This window comes from Streptomyces sp. NPDC040405 (assembly GCF_055595765.1).
This window is the reverse complement of record NZ_JBVIVI010000016.1, coordinates 69951-90732: the sequence shown is the minus strand read 5'-3', so window position 1 is coordinate 90732 and position 20782 is coordinate 69951. Positions and strand designations below refer to the sequence as shown.

Below are 20782 nucleotides of genomic sequence, written 5' to 3'. Positions count from 1 at the left end.
AAGAAATCTGACTGGTCATCAGATTTCTCTTGAAGTCGGTCCGCCACTCCTGCAACCTGTTCTAGGTCTGAGACGGGAGGACCGCTGTGTCCGAGGGGACCGAACACCTCATCGTCGAGCGCAGAGGCGCCACACTGGTGCTCACGCTCAACCGGCCAGAGGCCAAGAACGCGCTCTCGTTACCCATGCTGGTCGGGCTGTACGACGGCTGGATCGCGGCCGACGAGGACGACACCGTCCGGTCCGTCGTGCTCACCGGCGCCGGTGGTGTCTTCTGCGCCGGAATGGACCTCAAGGCGCTCGCGGGCGGCGGCCGGATGGAGGGAGAGCACTACCGGGAGCGGCTGAAAGCCGACCCCGACCTCCACTGGAAGGCCATGCTCCGCCACCACCGGCCGCGCAAACCGGTGATCGCCGCCGTCGAGGGCCACTGCGTCGCGGGCGGCACCGAGATCCTGCAGGGCACCGACATCCGGGTGGCGGGCCGCGGCGCCACCTTCGGGCTGTACGAGGTCCGGCGCGGGCTCTTCCCCATCGGCGGCTCCACGGTGCGGCTCGCCCGCCAGGTGCCGCGCACCCACGCCCTGGAAATGCTGCTCACCGGCCGCCCCTACGCCGCCGAGGAGGCCGAGCGGATCGGGCTGATCGGCCAGGTCGTGGAAGACGGCACCGCGCTGGCGAAGGCCCTGGAGATCGCCGAACTCATCAACGCCAACGGCCCGCTCGCCGTCGAGGCGGTCAAGGCATCCGTCTACGAGACCGCCGAGCTGACCGAAACCGATGGCCTCGCGTCCGAACTCGAACGCGGCTGGCCGATTTTCGACACCGCCGATGCCAAAGAGGGCGCGAGGGCCTTCGCGGAGAAGCGCCCGCCGGACTACCGCCGGGCCTGACCCGCCATCGCCCCCACCCCGCCCGGCCGCAGAAGGAGACGCCCCCATGACACCGGCTCCCGCCCCCGAGGTGCTGCAGGCCCCTCTGGTCGTCGAGTTCCCCTTCACCCGCTCCCTCGGCCCCGTCCAGAGCGCCTTCCTCACGGGTCTGCGCGAGCGCACCGTGCTGGGCGTACGGACCTCCGACGGCCGGGTGCTCGTCCCGCCCGTCGAATACGACCCGGCCACCGCCGACGAGCTGCGCGACCTCGTCCAGGTCGCCCCCACCGGCACCGTCACCACCTGGGCGTGGAACCCGGCCCCGCGCCGCGGCCAGCCCCTGTCCACCCCCTTCGCCTGGGCGCTGATACGGCTCGACGGCGCCGACACCGCCCTGCTGCACGCCCTCGACGCGCCCGGGCCGGACGCCGTGCGCACCGGCATGCGGGTACGGGTCCGCTGGGCCGAGGAGCGCGCGGGCGCCATCACCGACATCGCCTGCTTCGAACCGTACGACGGCGACGCCACCCATGAACCCGGCCCCCACGACGGGGTGTTCGCCGACCCCGTCACCGGCATCGTCGCCCCCGCCCGCCTCGACTACACCTACGCGCCCGGCCGCGCCCAGTCCCGCTATCTCGCCGCCCTCGCCGGGCAGAAGACCGTCGGCGAGCGCTGCCCGTCCTGCCGCAAGGTGTACGTGCCGCCCCGCGGCGCCTGCCCCACCTGCGGCATCGCCACCGAGGAACAGGTCGAGGTCGGACCGCACGGCACCGTCACCACCTTCTGCATCGTCAACATCAAGGCCCGCAACCTCGACATCGAAGTGCCGTACGTCTACGCGCACATCGCCCTCGACGGTGCCGACCTCGCCCTGCACGGCCGCATCGGCGGCATCCCGTACGACCAGGTGCGGATGGGGCTGCGGGTGACGCCCGTATGGACCGAGGGCGGCCGCTACCCCGACCACTACCGGCCCACCGGCGAACCCGACGCCGACTACGACACCTACAAGGAGCTGTTGTAGATGCGAGACGTCGCCATCGTCGCCTTCGGGCAGAGCGGAACCCGGCGCACCAGCGCGGAGGTCTCCGAGGTCGAGATGCTGATGCCCGTCCTCCACCAGGTGCTCGACGCCGTGGACTTACGGGCCGGGGAGATCGACTTCACCTGCTCCGGCTCCTCCGACTACCTCGCGGGCCGCGCCTTCTCCTTCACCATGGCACTGGACGGGGTCGGCGCCTGGCCGCCCATCGCCGAGTCCCACGTCGAGATGGACGGCGCCTGGGCGCTCTACGAGGCGTGGGTCAAGCTGCTGACCGGCGAGGCGGACACCGCGCTCGTCTACTCCTACGGCAAGTCCTCGCCCGGAGATCTGCCCGAGGTCCTCACCCGCCAGCTCGACCCGTACTACGTCGCCCCCCTGTGGCCCGACTCGGTCTCCCTGGCTGCCCTCCAGGCCCAGGCGCTCCTCGACGCCGGTGACACCGACGAACGCGCCCTCGCCGAGATCGCCGCGCGCGGCCGGAACGCCGCCGCGGACAACCTGCACGCCCAGGTGACCCGCTCCGCCCCGCCCGGCGCCCTCCTCGACGCCCCGTACCTGGTGCGGCCGCTGCGCCGCCACGACTGCCCGCCCATCGGCGACGGCGCGGCCGCCGTGATCCTCGCCGCCGGGGACACCGCGCGGCGGCTGTGCGCCCGCCCCGCCTGGATCCGCGGCATGGACCACCGCATCGAACCGCACGGCCTGGGCGTACGGGACCTCACCCGCTCCCCGTCGACCCGGCTCGCGGCGACCCGCGCCGGGGCCTTCGAGGCGCCCGTCGACCTCGCCGAACTCCACGCCCCGTTCACCTCGCAGGAGGTCATCCTGCGCCGCGAACTGGAACTGGACGACGGCGTACGCATCAACCCGTCCGGCGGGGCACCGGCCGCCCACCCCATGATGGCCGCCGGGCTCATCCGGCTCGGCGAGGCCGCGGCCGCCATCCACCGCGGCGCCGGTGACCGGGCGCTGGCCCACGCCACCTCCGGTCCCTGCCTCCAGCAGAACCTGGTCGCCGTCCTGGAAGGGGAAGCCCGATGAGCCGTCCAGTGAGCAAGGAACCGGTGGCCGTCGTAGGAATCGGCCAGACCAAGCACACCGCCGCCCGGCGCGACGTCTCCCTCGCCGGGCTGGTCCGGGAGGCCGCCGTACGGGCCCTCGACGACGCCGAGCTGACCTGGGCGGACATCGATGCCGTGGTCATCGGCAAGGCGCCCGACTTCTTCGAGGGCGTCATGATGCCCGAGCTGTACCTCGCCGACGCGCTCGGCGCGGTCGGCAAGCCCATGCTGCGCGTGCACACCGCGGGATCGGTCGGCGGCTCCACCGCGCTCGTCGCCGCCAACCTGATCGCCGCCCGCGTCCACGGCACCGTGCTCACCCTGGCCTTCGAGAAGCAGTCCGAGTCCAACGCCATGTGGGGGCTCTCGCTGCCCGTCCCCTTCCAGCAGCCGCTGCTGGCCGGGGCCGGGGGATTCTTCGCGCCCCACGTCCGCGCCTACATGCGGCGCACCGGCGCGCCCCCGGCCATCGGTGCGCTCGTCGCCTACAAGGACCGCCGCAACGCCCTGTGCAACCCCTACGCCCATCTCCACGAACAGGATCTGACGCTGGAGAAGGTGCAGTCCTCGCCGATGCTGTGGGACCCCATCCGCTACTCCGAGACCTGCCCCTCCTCCGACGGCGCGTGCGCCATGGTGCTCACCGACCGCACCGGCGCCGCCCGCGCCCCCCGGCCGCCCGCCTGGATGCACGGCGGCGCGATGCGCAGCGAGCCGACCCTCTTCGCGGGCAAGGACTGCGTCTCGCCGCGGGCCGGACGCGACTGCGCCGCCGACGTCTACCGGCAGGCCGGGATCACCGACCCGCGCCGGGAGATCGACGCGATCGAGATGTACGTCCCCTTCAGCTGGTACGAGCCGATGTGGCTGGAGAACCTGGGCTTCGCGGCGGAGGGCGAGGGCTGGAAGCTCACCGAGTCCGGGGTGACGGAGATCGGCGGCGACCTCCCCGTCAACCCCTCGGGCGGGGTGCTGTCCACCAACCCCATCGGCGCCTCCGGCATGCTCCGCTTCGCCGAAGCGGCCCTCCAGGTCCGCGGCCTGGCGGGCGAGCACCAGGTCGAGGGGGCGCGCACGGCACTCGGCCACGCCTACGGCGGCGGCTCGCAGTTCTTCGCCATGTGGGTGGTCGGGGCGGCCCCTCCCACCGGGTGAGCCCGGGTCCCGCCGGGCAGATCACATCCTCCTTTCGTGGCCTGTCCGCCACCGGCCGCGCTCGCTAGGGTGGGGCCGGGACGACGATCCGGGAGGAGCCGACACGTGGCAGACACCACCACGACCGCACAGCCGCTCAGGGGAAACGGTGAGAAGCCCGACCTCGACCTCACGGGCGCCCAGTGGCAGTCGAGCAGCCAGGGGGTGGGCGATGTCGAGATCGCCTTCGTCGAGGGCTTCATCGCGATGCGCCACGGCCGCCGTCCCGAAGGCCCGGCCCTGATCTTCACCCCGGCCGAATGGCGCGCCTTCGTCCTGGGCGCCCGCGAGGGCGAGTTCGACCTGACCTGAGCCGCGGCCGCACAAGCGCGTGAAATACGAACGGCCCGCCGCGGCGGGCCGTTCGTGCGTAGCGTGTTCGGTCAGTCGGAACCGGGGGCGCTGAGTCCGGCCCACGGTCGTTGGCGGCCGTCGCTGACCGCCGCTGTGCCCCGCTCGTCGTAGCGGGCCGTCCGCAGGGACCAGCCCAGGTTGCCGCACATCACATGGCGCATTCCGTCCACGTAGGTCTCCACGTCCCGGCGCAGTCGCGCGTCCGCGCCCGCCTCGCCGAGCAGCCGTGGCAGCCGGTCCGCGGTCTGCTCGAACCAGCGGTAGCGCGCGTTGGCGAGGCCCGCGATGTGCTCGACCGCGTCCTCCAGGGTGCCGCCATGGCGCTGGTGGCGGACGATGACGGTGTTGTGGACGTCCCCGGCGGCCAGCTCCTTGTCCAGGGAGGCGATGTCGTTGGTGAAGACGACCACGTCGTCCGTGGCCTCCCGCATCCGGGCCAGCGGATGGCCGCCGTGCAGCGCGGCGGGCAGGGCGTAGCCGCCGAAGCGCTCGCCCAGGTCCAGACACGGCTGCACGCCGATCGAGTGGCGGCGCAGCGCGAGCACGGCGTCCACCGAGAGCGGGGGCCCCTGCGTGCCGCTGCGGTCGAGCGCCTCGCGGTGATAGGAGTGCAGATACTCCAGCCAGTGGTGGCGGAAACGTTCCCGCCATACGGGCGGCCTGCCGGCGTGGATGCGCCGCCACAGGTCGCGGAAGCTCTCCAGCAGCGGCCCGCCGCCCTGCCCCGGTGCGTCGTCCGGCTCCTCGGTGACCCGTATGACGTCCTGCACCATCCGCGCCACCGCCTCCGGATGGCACCCGAGTTCACCGTCGAACTGATCGTCGAAGACGAAGTACCAGCCGACGAGATCGTTGCCCACGTCCAGCTCCGCACCGGTCGTCCGGGGGTAGAACAGCCCGGTCAGCAGGTCGAATCGGAGCGCGTCGTACTCGGCGACCGCGCCACCGGCCCGGAACACGCCGTACCGCGACAGCCATTGGATGGTGTGCACTCTGGCCGCCCCGGTTCCGGGGCTGGGGTCGGCCGAGGCCGGAAAGTCGAGCAGGGCCGCCCGGCTCAGCAGTGCCGCGTGCCGGGCGTGCGGCCGCGAATCAGTCGTGTACGTCGCGTTCATGGCGGTATCGCCCCCCTTCGGGTTCTGGGGAAGGCCGTGCCGCCCCTACCACAAGCCCCCACGGCGACAGGCCGACCCGATGAATCCGGTCATCCTCGCGTGGTGAACGTGCCATCGATAGAGCGCGAGTTGAATTGGCGTGTGCCATTGGCAATGCCAGAAGGAAATACCCGCAATCCGGACTACGGAGCGTGCCAGACAGGCTACGCTCGGCGTTACGTGCCGAAGGGGAACGAACGTGGCGGACATGATGGACCGGCAGGACCGGACACGTCGGGCACTGCTGGAGCGGGAGGCGGAACTCGCGGCGATCGACCTCGCGTTGACCGACCTGTGCGGATCCGACCCCGGTGACCCGTCCGGCACGCGCACCGGCGGGGTGATCGCCTTCGCCGGACCGGGCGGCGTCGGCAAGACCGCGCTGCTCGGCGAGATGCGCCGGCGGGCCGCCCGCCGCGGCTGCACCGTGATGTCGGCGCGCGGCGGCGAGCACGAGCAGGGCGCCGCGTTCCATGTCGTACGGCAGCTCTTCCAGCCCGTGCTCGCGACGACCGGCGAGGAGGAGCACCGCAGAATCCTGGGCAGCTGGTACGACATCGTCGCGCCCGCGGTGGGCCTCGTGGTCTCCGCGAGCGGCGGCTCGCCCGATCCGCAGGGCGTGCGCGACGGCCTGGACTGGCTGGTCACCCGGTTCGCGGTGGAGAACGCCCCGGTCGTGATGATCCTGGACGACGTCCACTGGGCCGACCCCGAATCCCTGGACTGGCTCATCCGGTTCGCCGCCCGCGCCATGGATCTGCCGCTGCTGCTCGCCGTCGGCTACCGCCCGGAGGACCTGACCGCCGACTCCGCCGCGGTCCGCAGCCTCACCGAGCGCCAGGGCTCGCGCCCGCATGTGATCGCCCCGCTCACCCCGGCCGGGGTCGGCAGAATCGTGCGGGACGTCCTCGGCGAGGAGGCCGACGAGGCGTTCTGCCGCGAGTGCTGGGCAGTCACCGGCGGCAACCCCTTCGAGGTCGTGGAGCTGACCGCCAAGGTCCGCGACCGAGATCTGAAGCCGCAGACGGTGAACCTCAGCGCCCTGCGCGAGCTGGTCGCCGCCGCGAAGGACAGCGGTCTCGGCGACCGGCTGACCCGGCTCGGCACCGCCGCCGTCCGCCTCGCCTGGGCCGTCGCCGTCCTCGGTATCGAGGCAACCCCGTCGCTGACGGCCAACGTCGCCGGGCTCAGCGAGACCGAGACCACGGAGCAGGTGGCACGGCTCGCGGACGCCCGCATCCTCGCCCCGCCGCGGCACGGCGCCCGCGGCGCCCAGCCGCTGGAATTCCTCCACCCGCTCATCGCCACCGCCGTCTACCAGGCGATCCCCGGCGCCCTGCGCGTGGCCATGCACGGCCAGGCCGCCTCCGTGGTGCTCGCCGCGGGCCTGGGCTCCGCGGCCGCCGGGCGCCATCTGCTGGAGATGTACCCCGAGGGCGACTCCTGGGTGGTGCGCCACCTCAGGGAGGCGGCCCGGGAGTATCTGCGGGCCGGCGCTCCCGACGCCGGGCGCCGCTGCCTCGCCCGCGCCCTGCGCGAACCGCCCGCTCCGGAGGAGCGCGCCGCCGTCCTGTACGAGCTGGGCTGCTCCGCCCAGCTCACCGAGCCCTCCGTCACCGTCAACCATCTGCGGGCCGCCCTGGAGGAGCCGGGCCTCGGCTCCGACCTGCGCGAGGCGATCACCTACCGGCTCGCCCAGGCGTACGGCCACAGCGGCCGCATGGAGGAGGCCGCCCAGATCGTCGCGGCCGAGGTGCCCCGTGCCACCAGCGCCCGCACCCGGCTGCGGATGCAGGCCGAACAGTTCATGTGGAACATGTTCCGGGCCGACGAGAAGGAGTCCCCCGCCCGCTCCCGGCGCCTCGCCCGGCTCGCCGACCACCTCACCGGCCGCGGCATGGCCGAGCGCTATCTGCTGGGCCTGCGCGCCTGGGACGCGATGACGCGCGGAGAACCGGCGGCCACCGCCCTGACGTACGCGGAAGAGGCCCTGGGCGACGGTCTGAGCTGGACCGACGACGACTGGGGCTTCGAGGTCCCGATCCTGGTCGCCCTGATCTTCCTCCACTGCGACCAGCCCGGACGCGCCGAGGCGCTGTTCAACACCGGCATAGCGGAATGCGAGCGCAAGGGCTGGCGCGGCTCCCACTTGGCGTTCGGCATCACCCTCCTCGGATACGCCCGGCTGCGCCGCGGAGCGCTCGTCGAGGCGGAGGAGCTGGCCCGCGAGGGCATGCGCATCGCCGACCTCGTGGGCTCCTCGACCCCCGCCCACTGGACCGCCGTCGGCACCCTCATCGAGACGCTGATAAGCCGCGGCCGGATCCAGGAGGCGCAGGAGTTCGCGGCGGGCCACGGAGGCGAGATCCTCCCGCAGGCCGTGCTCTGCCCCGACGTCCCCACCGTCCGCGGCGAACTGCTCCTGGCCTCCAACCTGCACGGCGAGGCCCGGCAGCAGCTCGCCGACGTCGGCCGCCGGATGGACGGCCGCGGCATGCGCAACCCCGTCTGGTGCCCCTGGCAGCTCCACATGGCCCAGGCCCTCGCGCTGACCGACCCCCGCCAGGCCGCCGAGGTCGCCGACGACGCGGTGCGCCGCGCCCGCCAGTTCGGCACCCACTCCGCCATCGGCCGGGCGCTGCACAGTGCCGCCGCCGTGGCCCAGGGATCGGAGCGGATCAAGCTGCTGGCCGAGTCCGTCAGCCATCTGGAGCGCTCGCCGTCCGCGTACGACCTGGCCGTGGCGCTGGTCGACCACGGCGCCGCACTGCGCCGCGTCGGCCTGCCCCAGGAGGCCGGGGACCGGCTCTACCGCGGGCTGGAGGGCGCGGTCCAGTGCGGGGCGGACACCCTGGCCTCCCGGGCCCGCGACGAGCTGTCCGCCGCCGGGCTGCGCCCGATGCAGCTGCGGGTCGATCACACCAGCCCGCTCACCTCGCAGGAGCAGGCTGTCGCCGAGCGGGCCGCCGAGGGCTGGCCGGACGACCGGATCGGCGAGGAGATGGGCCTCGCGGAGCGCGAGGTGGCCCGGCTGCTGTCCGACGTCTACCGCAAGGTGGGCACCGACCGGGGCGGCCTGGCCAGGCTCCTGGGCACCCCCCGCCCCAGCCACCCACCCCGCCCGCTCCCGCCCGACTGAGCCCCAGCGCTGCCGGGCGGCTGAGCCTGACGGCCGCCTGGTGACCGATCGCGTGGCACCCGCCGACCGTGCCCGGAGCCGCCCGGTGACGGAGTCCGGGGGCGCGCGGAGACCCGAGCCCGTGGCGCTCGCCGACCGAGCCCGGTGCTGCCGCGTGACCGAGTCCGGGGCGCCCCGGCGAACTGAGCGGGACGCCTGTCCGGTGGCCGATTCCCCGGCGCTCGCCGAGTGTGCCCGGCGGCTGGCCGGTGGCCGGGTCCGGGAGCCCGGAGACCCGAGTCCGCGGCGCCCGTCGACCGATCCGTGGCACCCGCCGACCGAGCCCGGTGCTGCCGCGTGACCGAGTCCGGGGGCGCCCCGGCGAACTGAGCGGGACGCCTGTCCGGTGGCCGATTCCCCGGCGCTCGCCGAGTGTGCCCGGCGGCTGGCCGGTGGCCGGGTCCGGGGGCGTCCGGAGACCGGAGTCCGCGGCGCCCCGCCGACCGGGCCCACGGCGGCGGGGGCAGGGGGTTTCGGGGCGCGGGAAGACGGTGCTCCCGAGCAGGGGAACGGCGGCGGGCCACGTACCATGTCCGCATGTCCTTCCTCCGCCGCCGCAGCGCCGCCACGCCCACCGGGCCGGACTTCGATGTCCTGGCCATGGATCCGGGGGACTGGCCCGGCGATCTCGGTGCGGGGCTGCTGCCCGCACCGGACGGCACCTGCCAGGGCGTCTTCCTGCGCTACGACCTGTTCGGCGGACGCGGCCCGGCGATGATCATCGGGAATCTGCCCGAGGGCTCCCCGGCCCGCGAGGTGGCCGAGGGACAGGCTCCGTTCGAGGTGACGCAGCTGCTGGCCGCCCTCGGCAACGAGGAGCAGGTCCAGGTCGTGGACAGCGAGGACACCCCGGTCATGCACGAGGACAACCTCCTCATCGTGCGCCGGATCAAGCTGTCCGAAGGCCGGATCTCCTGCGCCCAGTTCGACCGCAGCGACGGCGTCCTCGTCACCATCGCCAGCTGGGACCGGCCGATCACCGACGACCTCTACCGGCTGCTCAAGCCGCTGCCCGCGGAGATGTTCCAGCAGGGCTGACGGGACGCGTCGGATGGCCCACCGGCCGCTCTGGTACGACACCCCCGCGACGGACTGGGAGCGCGAAGCGCTGCCCATCGGCAACGGCACGCTCGGCGCCATGGTCTTCGGCGGTGTGGCCCGGGAGCGGATCCAGTTCAACGAGAAGTCGTTATGGACCGGGGGCCCCGCCCCCGGCGAACCGTACGACCACGGCAACTGGCGCGCGCCGCGCCCGGGCGCCCTCGCCGCCGTCCAGCGGCTGATCGACGAGCACGGCGCGGCCGCCCCCGAGGACGTGGCGGCCCGGCTCGGACAGCCACGCTCCCGCTACGGCGCCTACCAGACCTTCGGCGATCTGTGGCTGGATATCCCCGGCGTGCCCGAGGCCCTGGACAGCTATCGGCGCCGCTTGGAGATCAGCCAGGGCGTGGCCCTCGTGGAGTACACCGCCCAAGGCGGGCGGCACCAGCGCGAGTTCTTCGTCTCGTACCCCGATCGGGTGATCGTCGGACGGCTGAGCGCCGCCCCGTGGAAGGTCGGCTTCACCCTGCGCCACACCTCACCCCGCCCCGGCGACCACCATGTCACCGCCCACGACGGGAGGCTGACGATCCGCGGCGCGCTGGCGGACAACGGGCTGCGCTTCGAGGCCCAGGTACGGGTGGAGTGCGACGGCGGCACCGTGACGGCCGGGGCGGACGGCACGCTCACCGTCACCGGAGCCGACAGCGCCTGGTTCGTCCTCGCCGCCGGAACCGACTACGCCGACGTCCATCCCCACTACCGCGGCGAGGACCCGCACCGAGCCGTCACCTTGACCGTGGACGCCGCCGCGAGCCGCGGCTATCTCACCCTGCTGAGCCGCCATGTCCGCGACCACCGCGCCCTGTTCGACCGTACGACGCTGGACCTCGGCGGCCGGACCCCGCCGGGCCTGCCCACCGACCGTCAACTCGCCGCGTACACCGGCGGCGACGACCCGGCCGACCGGGCCCTGGAGGAGCTGTACTTCGCGTACGGCCGCTACCTCCTCATCGCCTCCTCGCGCCCCGGCGCCCCGCTCCCCGCCAACCTCCAGGGCGTCTGGAACGACAGCGTCCAGCCCGCCTGGTCGGCCGACTACCACACCAACATCAATCTCCAGATGGCCTACTGGCCCGCCCACGCCCTGCACCTCGCGGAGACCGCCGAGCCGCTGCACCGCTTCATCACCGCCCTGCGCGCCCCCGGCCGGATCACGGCCCGCGAGATGTTCGGCGCCCGCGGCTGGGTCGTGCACAACGAGACCAATCCGTACGGCTTCACCGGCGTCCACGACTGGCCCACCGCCTTCTGGTTCCCCGAGGCGGCCGCCTGGCTGGTCCACCACCTCTACGAGCACTACCGCTTCACCCTCGACACCGGCTTCCTGCGGGACACCGCGTACCCGGCGATGCGGGAGGCCGCCGCGTTCTGGCTGGACACCCTGCGCCCGGACCCCCGGGACGGCACGCTCGTCGTCTCGCCCGGCTACTCGCCCGAGCACGGCGACTTCACCGCGGGCCCCGCCATGTCCCAGCAGATCGTCCACGACCTGCTCACCGCCACGCTGGAGGCCGCCCACGTCGTCGGCGACGACCCCGCCTTCCGGACCGGTCTGCGGCGCGCCCTCGACGCCCTCGACCCGGGGCTGCGCATTGGCTCCTGGGGCCAGCTCCAGGAGTGGAAGGCCGACGTGGACGACCCCGCCGACACCCACCGGCACGCCTCCCACCTCTTCGCCCTGCACCCCGGACGGCAGATCGCCCCGGCGGGCCCCTGGGCCGGGGCCGCCGCGGTCTCCCTCGACGCGCGCGGCGACGGCGGCACCGGCTGGAGCAGGGCATGGAAGGTCAACTTCTGGGCCCGGCTGCGCGACGGCGACCGCGCCCATCGGCTGCTCGCCGGACAGCTGACGGATTCCACCCTCCCCAATCTGTGGGACACCCATCCGCCGTTCCAGATCGACGGCAACTTCGGCGCCGCCGCCGGGATCGCCCAGATGCTGCTGCAGAGCCACCGCGCGGTGCTGGACGTCCTGCCCGCCCTGCCGCGCCGCTGGCCGGACGGCTCGGTGCGCGGGCTGCGCGCCTACGGCGACCTCACGGTCGACATCACCTGGCGCGCGGGGCGCGCCCGTACCCTCACCGTCACGGCGGGACACGACGGGCCGGTCCGGATACGCGGCGACCTCTTCGCGCTCCCGTACACCCTCCACGACGACGCGACGGGCCGCGAGACGGCCGTACGCGAAGACGCCCGTACGGTCACACTCGCGGCCCGCGGCGGCCACACCTATCGCTTCGAGGCGCGCGACTGACTCACCGTCCCGAGCGCCGCACCCGCACATCCGCGGCCGGGACGAACGCCACCCGGTGCCCGAACTGGATCTGGTAGTAGACGTCCTGACCGCGCACCACCTTGTGCCCGGCCTGATCGAACGTGGTCGCCCACAGATACTCGCCTCGGGTCTTCAGCCCCAGCGCGTACCGCTGCCCGGCGAGCAGCTTGTACGGCAGGGGCGAAACCGCCTGCACCGGTACGCCCTCCGGGTACGCCTCCTTCTCCGGATAGGCGCGTCCGTACACCGGAACCTCCGCCAGGCCCGGCTTCGGCGTGACCACGAGACCCTTGCCGGACACGGCCGTCGGCCGCCGCCGCGGGTTGTGGAACCACGCCTGCTGGCCGAGATACCAGATGGCCGTCCAGTCGCCCTGCCGCCCGGCTACCGCGAACCGCTGGCCGGTGGTGGCGCGGGCGCCGGTGTCGTTGACGCCGGTGGTCGAGCCGGCGCCGTCGGGGCGCAGCCCGATGTCCTTGACCAGCGGGGCGTCGTCGCTCGGCGCCGTGTGCAGCCGCACCGCGGACGAGCCGTGCGGGGCGCACACCTGCCCGGCCTGCTCGCAGTCGGTGTACACCGGCTCGTTCGCCTCGTAGTCCGGGCGGATGGTGACCAGCCCCCCGGAGGCGCCCGCGGTGCGGTGGAACGGCGCGCCGAGGAGGGTGAAGTAGTGCGCCCAGTCCCAGTACGGGCCCGGGTCGGTGTGCATACCCCTGATGGTGGCGGTGGTCGTGCCGGGCACATTGTCGTGGCCCAGGATGTGCTGACGGTCCAGTGGGATGTCGTACCGCCGCGCCAGCCACCTCACCAGCCGGGCCGACGAGCGGTACATCGCCTCCGTGTACCAGGCGTCGGGCGCGGTCAGAAAGCCCTCGTGCTCCAGCCCGATGGACTTGGCGTTGACGTACCAGTTGCCCGCGTGCCAGGCGACGTCCTTGAGCGGCACATGCTGGGCGATATGCCCGTCGGAGGAGCGCAGCGTGTACTGCCAGGAGACGTACGTCGGGTCCTGGACCAGCTTGATGGTGGTGTCCCAGGAGCCCTCGGTGTCATGGATGACGATGTAGTCGATCGACTGGGATTCGGGGCGGTTGCCCAGGTCGTGGTTGCCGTAGTCGTTGTCCCCGAACTGCTCGTAGGGGGCGGGGATCCACTCGCACGACACATTGCCGGGGGCCTCGACATGCGGATCCCGCTTGCGGTCCGGCAGGCCGAGCGACCGCAGCTGCCGCCGGTCCGGAACGGCCCCGGGGACGGCCGTGAGCGCGACCCGCTCACCGTCGCCCGTGGTGCGCGCCGCGCCGCCGCGGATCACGTCGTAGACGTCGTCGGCGAACACGGCGGCCGCCGCGGCGCTGTCGGCGCCGGAGTAGGCCGCCACCGCCGCGTACCACTCCGCCGGGTTCTCGCTCGGCGGCAGCCCCAGCCTCTTCTGCTCGGCGGCCAGCAGCGCGGCGCCACCGCGCACATTGGCCGCCGCGTCGCCGCGCAGCGCGGCGGCGGACAGCCCCGTCAGCTCCGCGGCCCGGTCCAGCGTGCGCAGCCGCGCGGGCAGTTGCCGGGGCTCGGACACCGAGGCTTCCGGCACCCGCAGGGGCCGTGCCTGGTCGCCGCGGGCATCCTCGGTGCCCTGGCTGTGGTGCGGGGCCGAGGAGAGGGCGGTGAAGGCGTCTGTGAGATGCATGGGGCCGTAGCCGCCGGTGACGCTGGGCGCGCCGCGATGGCCGTCCCAGCGCGACTCCAGATACGCCACGCCCAGCAGCACGCTCAGCGGCACCCGGTGCTCCTTCGCCGCCGCCGCGAAGGCCCGTTGCAGCGTCCCGGCGCCCTCCGGCGACGGTGTGCCGCCCGAGGGCTGATCGGCCCGGGCGGCGGGGGCCGCGGAGACGATCGGGAGCAGAAAGGCGGCGGACGCGGCGGCGCCCGCGGTGCGCAGCGCCGTCCTCCGGCTGGTGCCGGGGACCGGTCTGCCCGCGTCCGTATCGGCGTCGTCCGCGGCTCTGTGGGCGTCGTGGGTGCTGTCCTGTGCGGATCCTGGCATTGCAGCCTCCTCGAGGTGGGCTGAGCCGAACCGTAGCCGTGCCTCGCCTCCCAGGAGGCAGAAGGCACGGCCTACAGCTATCCGCTGCCAGGCGATCCGTCAATCATCGTCGCGCAAAGAAGGGTTCGCACGTCAGCGCGTGCCCACCGCCGCACGCACGGCGCGCCGGGCCAGGCCGCAGTCGTCGTGCAGCCGCCGCAGCAGCAGCCGCTGCTCCTCACCGGCGGCCATCACGCCCGGCACCACCGGCGCCGGATCGTGCATGGTGCGCTGCACCGCGGTCTCGTACCGGCGGATCTCCCGGGTGAGGACGAGCATCAGGTTCACCAGGAAGGCGTCCCGCGCCGCCGGCCCCGCCGCCTGGGCGAGCTGGCTGATCTGACGCCGGGCCACCGGGGCATCCCCCAGCACCGCCCACAGCGTCGCCAGGTCGTAGCCGGGCAGATACCAGCCCGCGTGGTCCCAGTCGATGAGCACCGCGCCCGAGGGGGACAGCAGCACGTTGTTCAACAGGGCGTCGCCGTGGCAGAACTGGGCGGGCAGCTGCCGCCCCGCCGAGTGCGAGACGCCGCGCAGCAGCTTCCGTACGTCGCCCATGTCCCGGTCGGTCAGCAGCCCCAGGTCGTGGTAGCGGGACAGCCGGGCGGCGTAGTCGACCGGGGCGTCGAAGAGGTCCCCCGGCGGCCGCCACTGGTTGATGCGGCAGATGGCGCCGAGCGCGGCGCGCACATCGGCGCGCGGCGGTGCCTCGGCGGGATGGCGCTGCGCGGCCGCGACCCGTCCGGGCGTCCGCTCGATGACCAGCGCGCAGTTGTCGGGGTCGGCGGCGATCAGCCGCGGCACCCGTACGGGAGGCCGCTGCCGGACGAACGTCCGGTACATCGCTATCTCGCGACGGAACCGCTCGGCCCACGCGGGGGAGTGGTCCAGCAGACACTTGGCGACCGCCGTGGTGCGGCCCGTCGAACCGAGCAGGAGGACGGACCGCCCGCTGCGCCGGAGCACCTGGACGGGGTTGAACTCCGGGCAGATGCGATGGACCGAGGCGATGGCGGTGCGCAGCTGGGCACCCTGGGGACCGGACACGTCGAGCTTCCCGCTGGGCGGCACGGAGCCGAGGGCGGCGGCGCGCCGCGCGCGGCCGCCGGGAGCGGGATCGAGGTACGGCCCATTGCCGGGCAGCTGCCGCCGGTACGGCCGAGGCGGGGCGGACACGGAGGACGACGCTGCGTACATGGGCGAGACAGATCCCTTCGTGTGCCGACGATGTACGTACGCTCCCGGCCCCGGGGGCGGGGCCGCACCCTGGGGAATGCGGCTGGCATTTTCCAACTGGCATTTTTCAGCTGGCATTTTCCAACCGCCACCGGGCCGGGTAGCGCACTCCTACATCACACCCGTGCGCGGGTGGCACACCATCTGGCGGACCCTGGCGAACCCTGGCGAATAGTCGCACCGCTCGTGACGGGCCCGTTACTGTCAAGTCAGCCGAGGATCCTGGGGGCTTGACGTGACGAGGGAACCCAACACCCGTCTTGCGGACCTGTTCGGCCTCGCCGGCTGGTCCAAGGGAGAGCTCGCGAGGCTCGTGAACCGGCGCGCGGCGGCCATGGGCCACCCGCAGCTGGCGACCGACACCTCGCGGGTGCGGCGTTGGATCGATACCGGCGAGACGCCGCGCGATCCGGTGCCCAAGGTGCTGGCCGTCCTTTTCACCGAGCGCCTCGGTCGAGTCGTGACCATCGAGGACCTCGGGTTCGGACGTGGTGGGCGCGCGGGAAAGGGGCAGTCCGCCGACGGACTGCTCTGGCCGCCCGAGTCCACGGCCGCGGTCCTCACCGAATTCACGGGAATGGACCTTATGTTCAACCGACGCGGCTTGGTGGGTGCGGGCGCCGCGCTCGCCGCAGGATCCGCCATCACCGGTGCCATGAGCGAATGGCTGCTCTCCGACCCCACCCTCGCCACCGACGCGCCCCGTTCCGACAACCCCCTCTCCGCCGAGCCCGTGGGCTTCGACCGCTATGAGGCCGCCCCCGTGGGCTCCCAGGAGATCGACGCGCTGGAGACGTCGGTCGAGGTCTTCCGCGCCTGGGACGCGGCCCGCGGCGGCGGGCTCCAGCGCAAGGCCGTGGTGGGCCAGCTCAACGAGGTGGGCGGGATGCTCGCCTATCGCCATCCCGAGGAGCTCCAGCGCAGACTGTGGGGTGTCGCGGCCAACCTGGCCGTGCTGGCCGGGTGGATGTCCCACGACGTGGGCCTGGAGCCCACCGCCCAGAAGTACTTCGTCATCGCCGCGCACGCGGCCCGGGAGGGCGGCGACCGGCCGCGGGCGAGCGAGGCGCTGTCCCGGGCCGCCCGGCAGATGGTGCACATCGGCCGCCCGGACGACGCCCTCGATCTGATGAAGCTGGCCTCGTCCGGCGCGGGCGACCGGGCGCTGCCCCGCACCCGCGCCATGTTCCGCACCATCGAGGCCTGGGCGCACGCCGCGAAGGGCAACGGCCAGGCCGTGCGCCGCACCCTGGGGGAGGCGGAGGAGCTGTTCGTCTCCGACCAGGACCGGGGGCCCGCGCCGAGCTGGATGCAGCTGTTCAACGAGGCCGACATGCACGGGATGCAGGGGCTGGTCTACCGCACCCTGGCCGAGCACGAACCGGGCGTCGCGGCCGTCTCGGAGCGGCACGCCAAGGACGCGCTGCGCCTGCGGGAGGGCGGTCGGCAGCGGTCGCAGATCTTCGACCACATCTCCATCGCCTCGGCCGCCTTCATCGGCGGCGACCCGGAGCAGGGAGCGGCCGCAGCCCGCCGGGCGCTGGCCACGATCGAGCAGAACTCCTCGCACCGCACCTGGGACCGGCTGCGGGAGATGTACCGGCTCACCGCGCCCTATGCCTCGTCCGCCGCGGCCCGGGAGCTGCGGGCGGAGATCCAGCAGGCCCTGCCGAAGGGGCTGGGCCATCAGAAGGGGGCAGGAGGCGGGGCGAAGGGAGCGAGCGGGGCGGCGAAGAGCACGGCCGTCTAGCGGCGGCCCCTCGTACTCCACCAGTTACGGCGCATCAACCCTTTACGGCGACCAGGCCGGTCGACCGGTCACTCAGCCGATCCTCGCGAGCAGTACGCAGGCGTCGCCCTCGCGCCGCTCGTCGTCGAACTCCTCGGCCACCACCCGTACGCACTCCTGTGTGCCGCGGGCGGCGGCGAACCGTGGCGCGAGCCCGAGCAGCCGCTCGGCCGTCACCGTGGGGTCCTCGGCGAGCCCACCGGCGTGCAGCAGGAGCAGATCGCCCGGCTCCAGCCGCTCTTCGGTCTGGGCGTACGTGGCGCCCGTCGTGCCGCCGAGCAGCACCCCGGCCGGGGGCCGCAGGGCGCGCCCCGCCCCGTCGCGGAACAGCAGCGGGGCGGGGTGCCCGGCCTGCGACCACACCAGGGTGCGGTCGGCCGGGTCGTACCGCCCGCAGACGGCGCTGCCCAGGGCGGGCTGGGAGGAGACGTCGAGCAGCTGGTTGAGCCGCGCCATCAGCGGGCCCGGCTCGATCCCGGCCACCGCCATGCCGCGCACCGCGCCCAGCACCATGGCCATGCCGGAGGTCGCGGCGACGCCGTGTCCGGTGAGGTCGCCGACGCTGAGCAGGGTCCCGCCGTCGGGGAGTTCGAGCGCGTCGTACCAGTCGCCGCCGATCAGCGCGCTGTGCGCGGCGGGGAAGTAGTGGGAGGCGACATCGAGGGCGGCGCCCGCGGGCCCCCGGCCGTGCGCGAGGGGTGCGGAGCCGCGCCACGGCGGCAGGACGGCCTCGTGCAGCTCGACCGCCAGCCTGCGCTCGGTACGGGCGAGCTGCCGCTGGCGCTGGAGCGAGTCGCGGGACTCGCGCACCGCCCGCTCGCTGCGGCGCAGCGCGCTCACATCGCGGAGCACGGCCCACATGGAGGCGGTGCTGCCGTCGGTGTCGAGGACGGGCTCGCCCGCCATGTGCACCGTACGAACGGTGTCGTCCGTACGGACGACCCGGAACTCGCCGTCGATCGGCTTGCCGTCCACCAGGCAGTCCGTGACCATCGCGGTCAGCACCGGCTGATCGTCGGGGACGACCCAGGAGGGCAGCTCGTCCAGCGACAGCCCGCCCTCGTCGCGGCTGCGGCCGAAGATCTGGCACAGCTCGTCGGACCAGGTCACCTCGTCGGAGAGAAGATTCCACTCGGCGCTGCCGACGCGGTTGAGCAGCGAGCCGGTCCCGGGGCCCTGCTGCGGTCCGCCCTGCCGGGGGGCGCCCTGGTGCCGCGTGTCCTGGTCCGGAGGCTTCTGCTCCGGAGCCGCCGCATCCGCTTCCCCGGGCTTCTCGGACGGCAGCCCCTCGCGCAGCTGGTCCAGATGCTGACCGAGGTCGTCCAGATGGTGGACGGCGAGATCGCACAGGGCGCGCTGCCAGCGCAGCTGGGTCTCGTTCGCCGTGCCGCTCAGGTCCGCCGTGGTGTCGCGCCGCACGGCGGCGATACCGCCGCGGAGCCGCCGGGTCTGCGTGATGAGCGCATCGACCGTGCCGCGCTGGGGCGACGGCGTGGCGGAATGGTCCGCGAAGCGGGGGGACGGCATGTGTTCTCCGATACGGGCCGGTACGGCGCGGCGCTGCCGGGTCTGGTGGGGAAAGGACCGGTAACGACTCTTGCACAGGCTGCGACGTCACGTAAGTCGTTTGGCAATACCCGATCCGGTGGTGCTTCTGGCATATGTCAATGGCCTTCGTGGGGCAAGTCGGACACGGCTCCGTGGAGCATGTGATTCCGGGTAGGCTGCGGCGCTTGGGATTCCCTCAGTCCAGGTGTTCATCCGGCATATGGCGCCAGGACACCGGCAAGAATGCCGGTCGATGGAAATCCCGTTGCCAGCGAACCCCCCGCACCGGATGCTGACCTCATGTTCGATCCAGACATAGCGCCCAGCGGCACCTTGCTCGGCCTCCTTCAGCGAGGCCGCGGCGACGGTACCCTGCATGCCCTCGCCGCGCCGCGGGCCGAGGCGCTCGCGGCACTGCACCACTGCGTGCTGCACGACCCCCGCCGCGACTGGCAGGTCGAGAACCGCTCCCTCTATTACGCCCGGCTCTGCCTGGACCTCGACGCGGACCTCGACGAAATCGAACAGCACCTCTTCCACCCCGACGACCTGGTGAACACCGACGAGGAGCGCACCGGGCTCGCCCTCGCCGTCCTCGGCCACCTCGCCGCCTACGACCGGCTCGACGCACTGCGGCTGCTGCGCCGGTACGCCGCCGCCGGGAGCAACTGGGAATGGGCCCTCGACGAGCTGGCCCTGCGCGACGACGACGCCGGGCTGCGCGCCCTCGCCCCCGCCGTCCTCGACCGCTTCCCCGAGACCCCCGACGGCGCCGCCGAACTGGCCGCCGCCGCGCGCGGCGCCTACGAGCCGCGCCCCTGGCGGCTGTGGGCCGACGACCCGGCGTACGGCCCGCGGGTGCGCGCCGCGCAGGAGCAGGGCGCGTTCGACCGCTGGCAGCGCCAGCTGCGCCCCTCCGGGCCGCGTCCCGGCTGGAGCGTCCACGACGTCCTGGCCTGGGCCCAGCAGGAGCACGACCTGCGCCCCGGTACCCGGCGCCCCGACGCCGCCGCCCGCTGCCTCGCCGCCGTCGCCGGTCCGGAGGACCGGCCCGAGCTGCTGGCCGCCGCCGCGAGCGCGCCGGACGCGGCCCGCGCGACCGCCCTGCGGCACCTCGCGGACACCGGCGACCCCGAGGTGCTGGACCTGATCGAGGCCGCGGTGACCGAGCCGGACGCCTCGGAGCCGGTCTCCCGGGCCGCCCTCTCCGCCTTCGAACGCATGCGCAGCATCGCCGCCCTGGACCGCGCCCGGATCTGGGCCCACCGCCCCGACGCGCTCGGCGCCGCGGCGGCCGCGATGCTCGCCAGCCGTGGCGGACAGTACGACACGGGCCTCGTCCTCGCCGCCCTCCGCCGCACGGTGCGGGCCGAGGGCCCGCACGGCCAGGCCCTGTGGACGCTCGTGGACGGCGCCGGGCGCCTCGCGATCACCTGCGCCGCGCCCGTCCTGCGCCACATCTACCGCGAAACCGCCTCCTCCCACCTCCGCGGCCGGGCCGCCCGCGCCCTGGCCGCCACCGACCCCTCGTTCGCCGCGGGCTTCGCGGTCGAATGCCTCTGGGACTGCGAGGAGACCACCCGCGAACTCGCCGCCCACCACGCCGCCACCGCGGACGCCCGCGTCGTGGAACAGCTCCGCAGGCTGGCCGCCGACCCGGCCGAGGAGGCGGAAGTCCAGACGGCGGTCCGCAGCCGCATCGGCCCGGACGCCGCCGAGGTCTGACCCCGCGGGGGCCGCGAGGCGTCGCCCGGGGGCCGGGGCGTCTCGCGTGGACCGGGGCGGCGGGCGATGGGTTTACGCCATGTGGCCGTCCGTAAACCCCCGGGTCGGTGCCTGATTTCGGGTGGTTCGTCCGGCACTCGCCCGGCTTCCGAGGGCGCGGGGGC

General features: G+C 73.7%; 14 protein-coding genes. 10 read left to right on the top strand and 4 right to left on the bottom strand.

Annotation, left to right across the window (positions count from 1 at the left end):
* The first annotated feature begins 86 nt into the window (after positions 1-86).
* The 5 genes from ACZ59A_RS39630 (at position 87) to ACZ59A_RS39610 (ending at position 4487) form a co-directional block, all read left to right on the top strand.
* Positions 87-893: a crotonase/enoyl-CoA hydratase family protein gene (locus tag ACZ59A_RS39630; protein WP_470969287.1), complete on the top strand. Its 807-nt coding sequence runs from the start codon at positions 87-89 to the stop codon at positions 891-893.
* 46 nt (positions 894-939) lie between these two features.
* Positions 940-1899 carry a Zn-ribbon domain-containing OB-fold protein gene (locus ACZ59A_RS39625; RefSeq protein ID WP_470969284.1) on the top strand — a complete coding sequence of 320 codons (960 nt, stop codon included), beginning with the start codon at positions 940-942 and terminating at the stop codon, positions 1897-1899.
* Positions 1900-2961, top strand: a complete 1062-nt coding sequence (locus ACZ59A_RS39620; protein WP_470969281.1) for a thiolase domain-containing protein — start codon at positions 1900-1902, stop codon at positions 2959-2961.
* A gap of 8 nt (positions 2962-2969) precedes the next feature.
* Positions 2970-4136, top strand: a complete 1167-nt coding sequence (locus ACZ59A_RS39615; protein WP_470969481.1) for a thiolase domain-containing protein — start codon at positions 2970-2972, stop codon at positions 4134-4136.
* A 105-nt stretch (positions 4137-4241) separates the two neighbouring features.
* Positions 4242-4487 (top strand): DUF397 domain-containing protein, encoded by a 246-nt coding sequence (locus ACZ59A_RS39610; protein WP_055556519.1) that lies wholly within the window; start codon positions 4242-4244, stop codon positions 4485-4487.
* A gap of 71 nt (positions 4488-4558) precedes the next feature.
* On the opposite strand, the gene ACZ59A_RS39605 is transcribed toward ACZ59A_RS39610, so the two are convergent.
* Positions 4559-5644: an isoafricanol synthase gene (locus ACZ59A_RS39605; RefSeq protein ID WP_470969278.1), complete on the bottom strand. Its 1086-nt coding sequence runs from the start codon at positions 5642-5644 to the stop codon at positions 4559-4561.
* A gap of 247 nt (positions 5645-5891) precedes the next feature.
* Here ACZ59A_RS39605 and ACZ59A_RS39600 point away from each other — a divergent pair, with 247 nt between their 5' ends.
* The 3 genes from ACZ59A_RS39600 (at position 5892) to ACZ59A_RS39590 (ending at position 12219) form a co-directional block, all read left to right on the top strand.
* Complete coding sequence (locus tag ACZ59A_RS39600; RefSeq protein WP_470969479.1) at positions 5892-8822, top strand: ATP-binding protein; 2931 nt, start codon at positions 5892-5894, stop codon at positions 8820-8822.
* 576 nt (positions 8823-9398) lie between these two features.
* Positions 9399-9899 carry a hypothetical protein gene (locus tag ACZ59A_RS39595; RefSeq protein ID WP_470969276.1) on the top strand — a complete coding sequence of 167 codons (501 nt, stop codon included), beginning with the start codon at positions 9399-9401 and terminating at the stop codon, positions 9897-9899.
* A 13-nt stretch (positions 9900-9912) separates the two neighbouring features.
* Positions 9913-12219: a glycoside hydrolase family 95 protein gene (locus ACZ59A_RS39590; RefSeq protein ID WP_470969273.1), complete on the top strand. Its 2307-nt coding sequence runs from the start codon at positions 9913-9915 to the stop codon at positions 12217-12219.
* Between the two features lies 1 nt (position 12220).
* Here ACZ59A_RS39590 and ACZ59A_RS39585 read toward each other — a convergent pair whose 3' ends face one another.
* Both ACZ59A_RS39585 and ACZ59A_RS39580 read right to left on the bottom strand, forming a co-directional pair.
* On the bottom strand, positions 12221-14281 hold the full coding sequence (locus ACZ59A_RS39585; protein WP_470969271.1) for an N-acetylmuramoyl-L-alanine amidase: 2061 nt from the start codon (positions 14279-14281) through the stop codon (positions 12221-12223).
* A gap of 132 nt (positions 14282-14413) precedes the next feature.
* Positions 14414-15517, bottom strand: coding sequence for an aminoglycoside phosphotransferase family protein (locus ACZ59A_RS39580; protein ID WP_470969268.1), 1104 nt, complete (start codon positions 15515-15517; stop codon positions 14414-14416).
* A 274-nt stretch (positions 15518-15791) separates the two neighbouring features.
* Here ACZ59A_RS39580 and ACZ59A_RS39575 point away from each other — a divergent pair, with 274 nt between their 5' ends.
* Positions 15792-17306, top strand: coding sequence for a DNA-binding protein NsdB (locus ACZ59A_RS39575; protein ID WP_470969266.1), 1515 nt, complete (start codon positions 15792-15794; stop codon positions 17304-17306).
* Between the two features lie 72 nt (positions 17307-17378).
* On the opposite strand, the gene ACZ59A_RS39570 is transcribed toward ACZ59A_RS39575, so the two are convergent.
* Complete coding sequence (locus tag ACZ59A_RS39570) at positions 17379-18872, bottom strand: PP2C family protein-serine/threonine phosphatase (protein WP_470969264.1); 1494 nt, start codon at positions 18870-18872, stop codon at positions 17379-17381.
* 321 nt (positions 18873-19193) lie between these two features.
* On the opposite strand from ACZ59A_RS39570, the gene ACZ59A_RS39565 reads away from it, so the two are divergent.
* The gene (locus ACZ59A_RS39565) at positions 19194-20618 is read left to right on the top strand and encodes a HEAT repeat domain-containing protein (protein ID WP_470969261.1); all 1425 of its coding nucleotides are present in this window, start codon (positions 19194-19196) and stop codon (positions 20616-20618) included.
* Positions 20619-20782 lie beyond the last annotated feature (164 nt).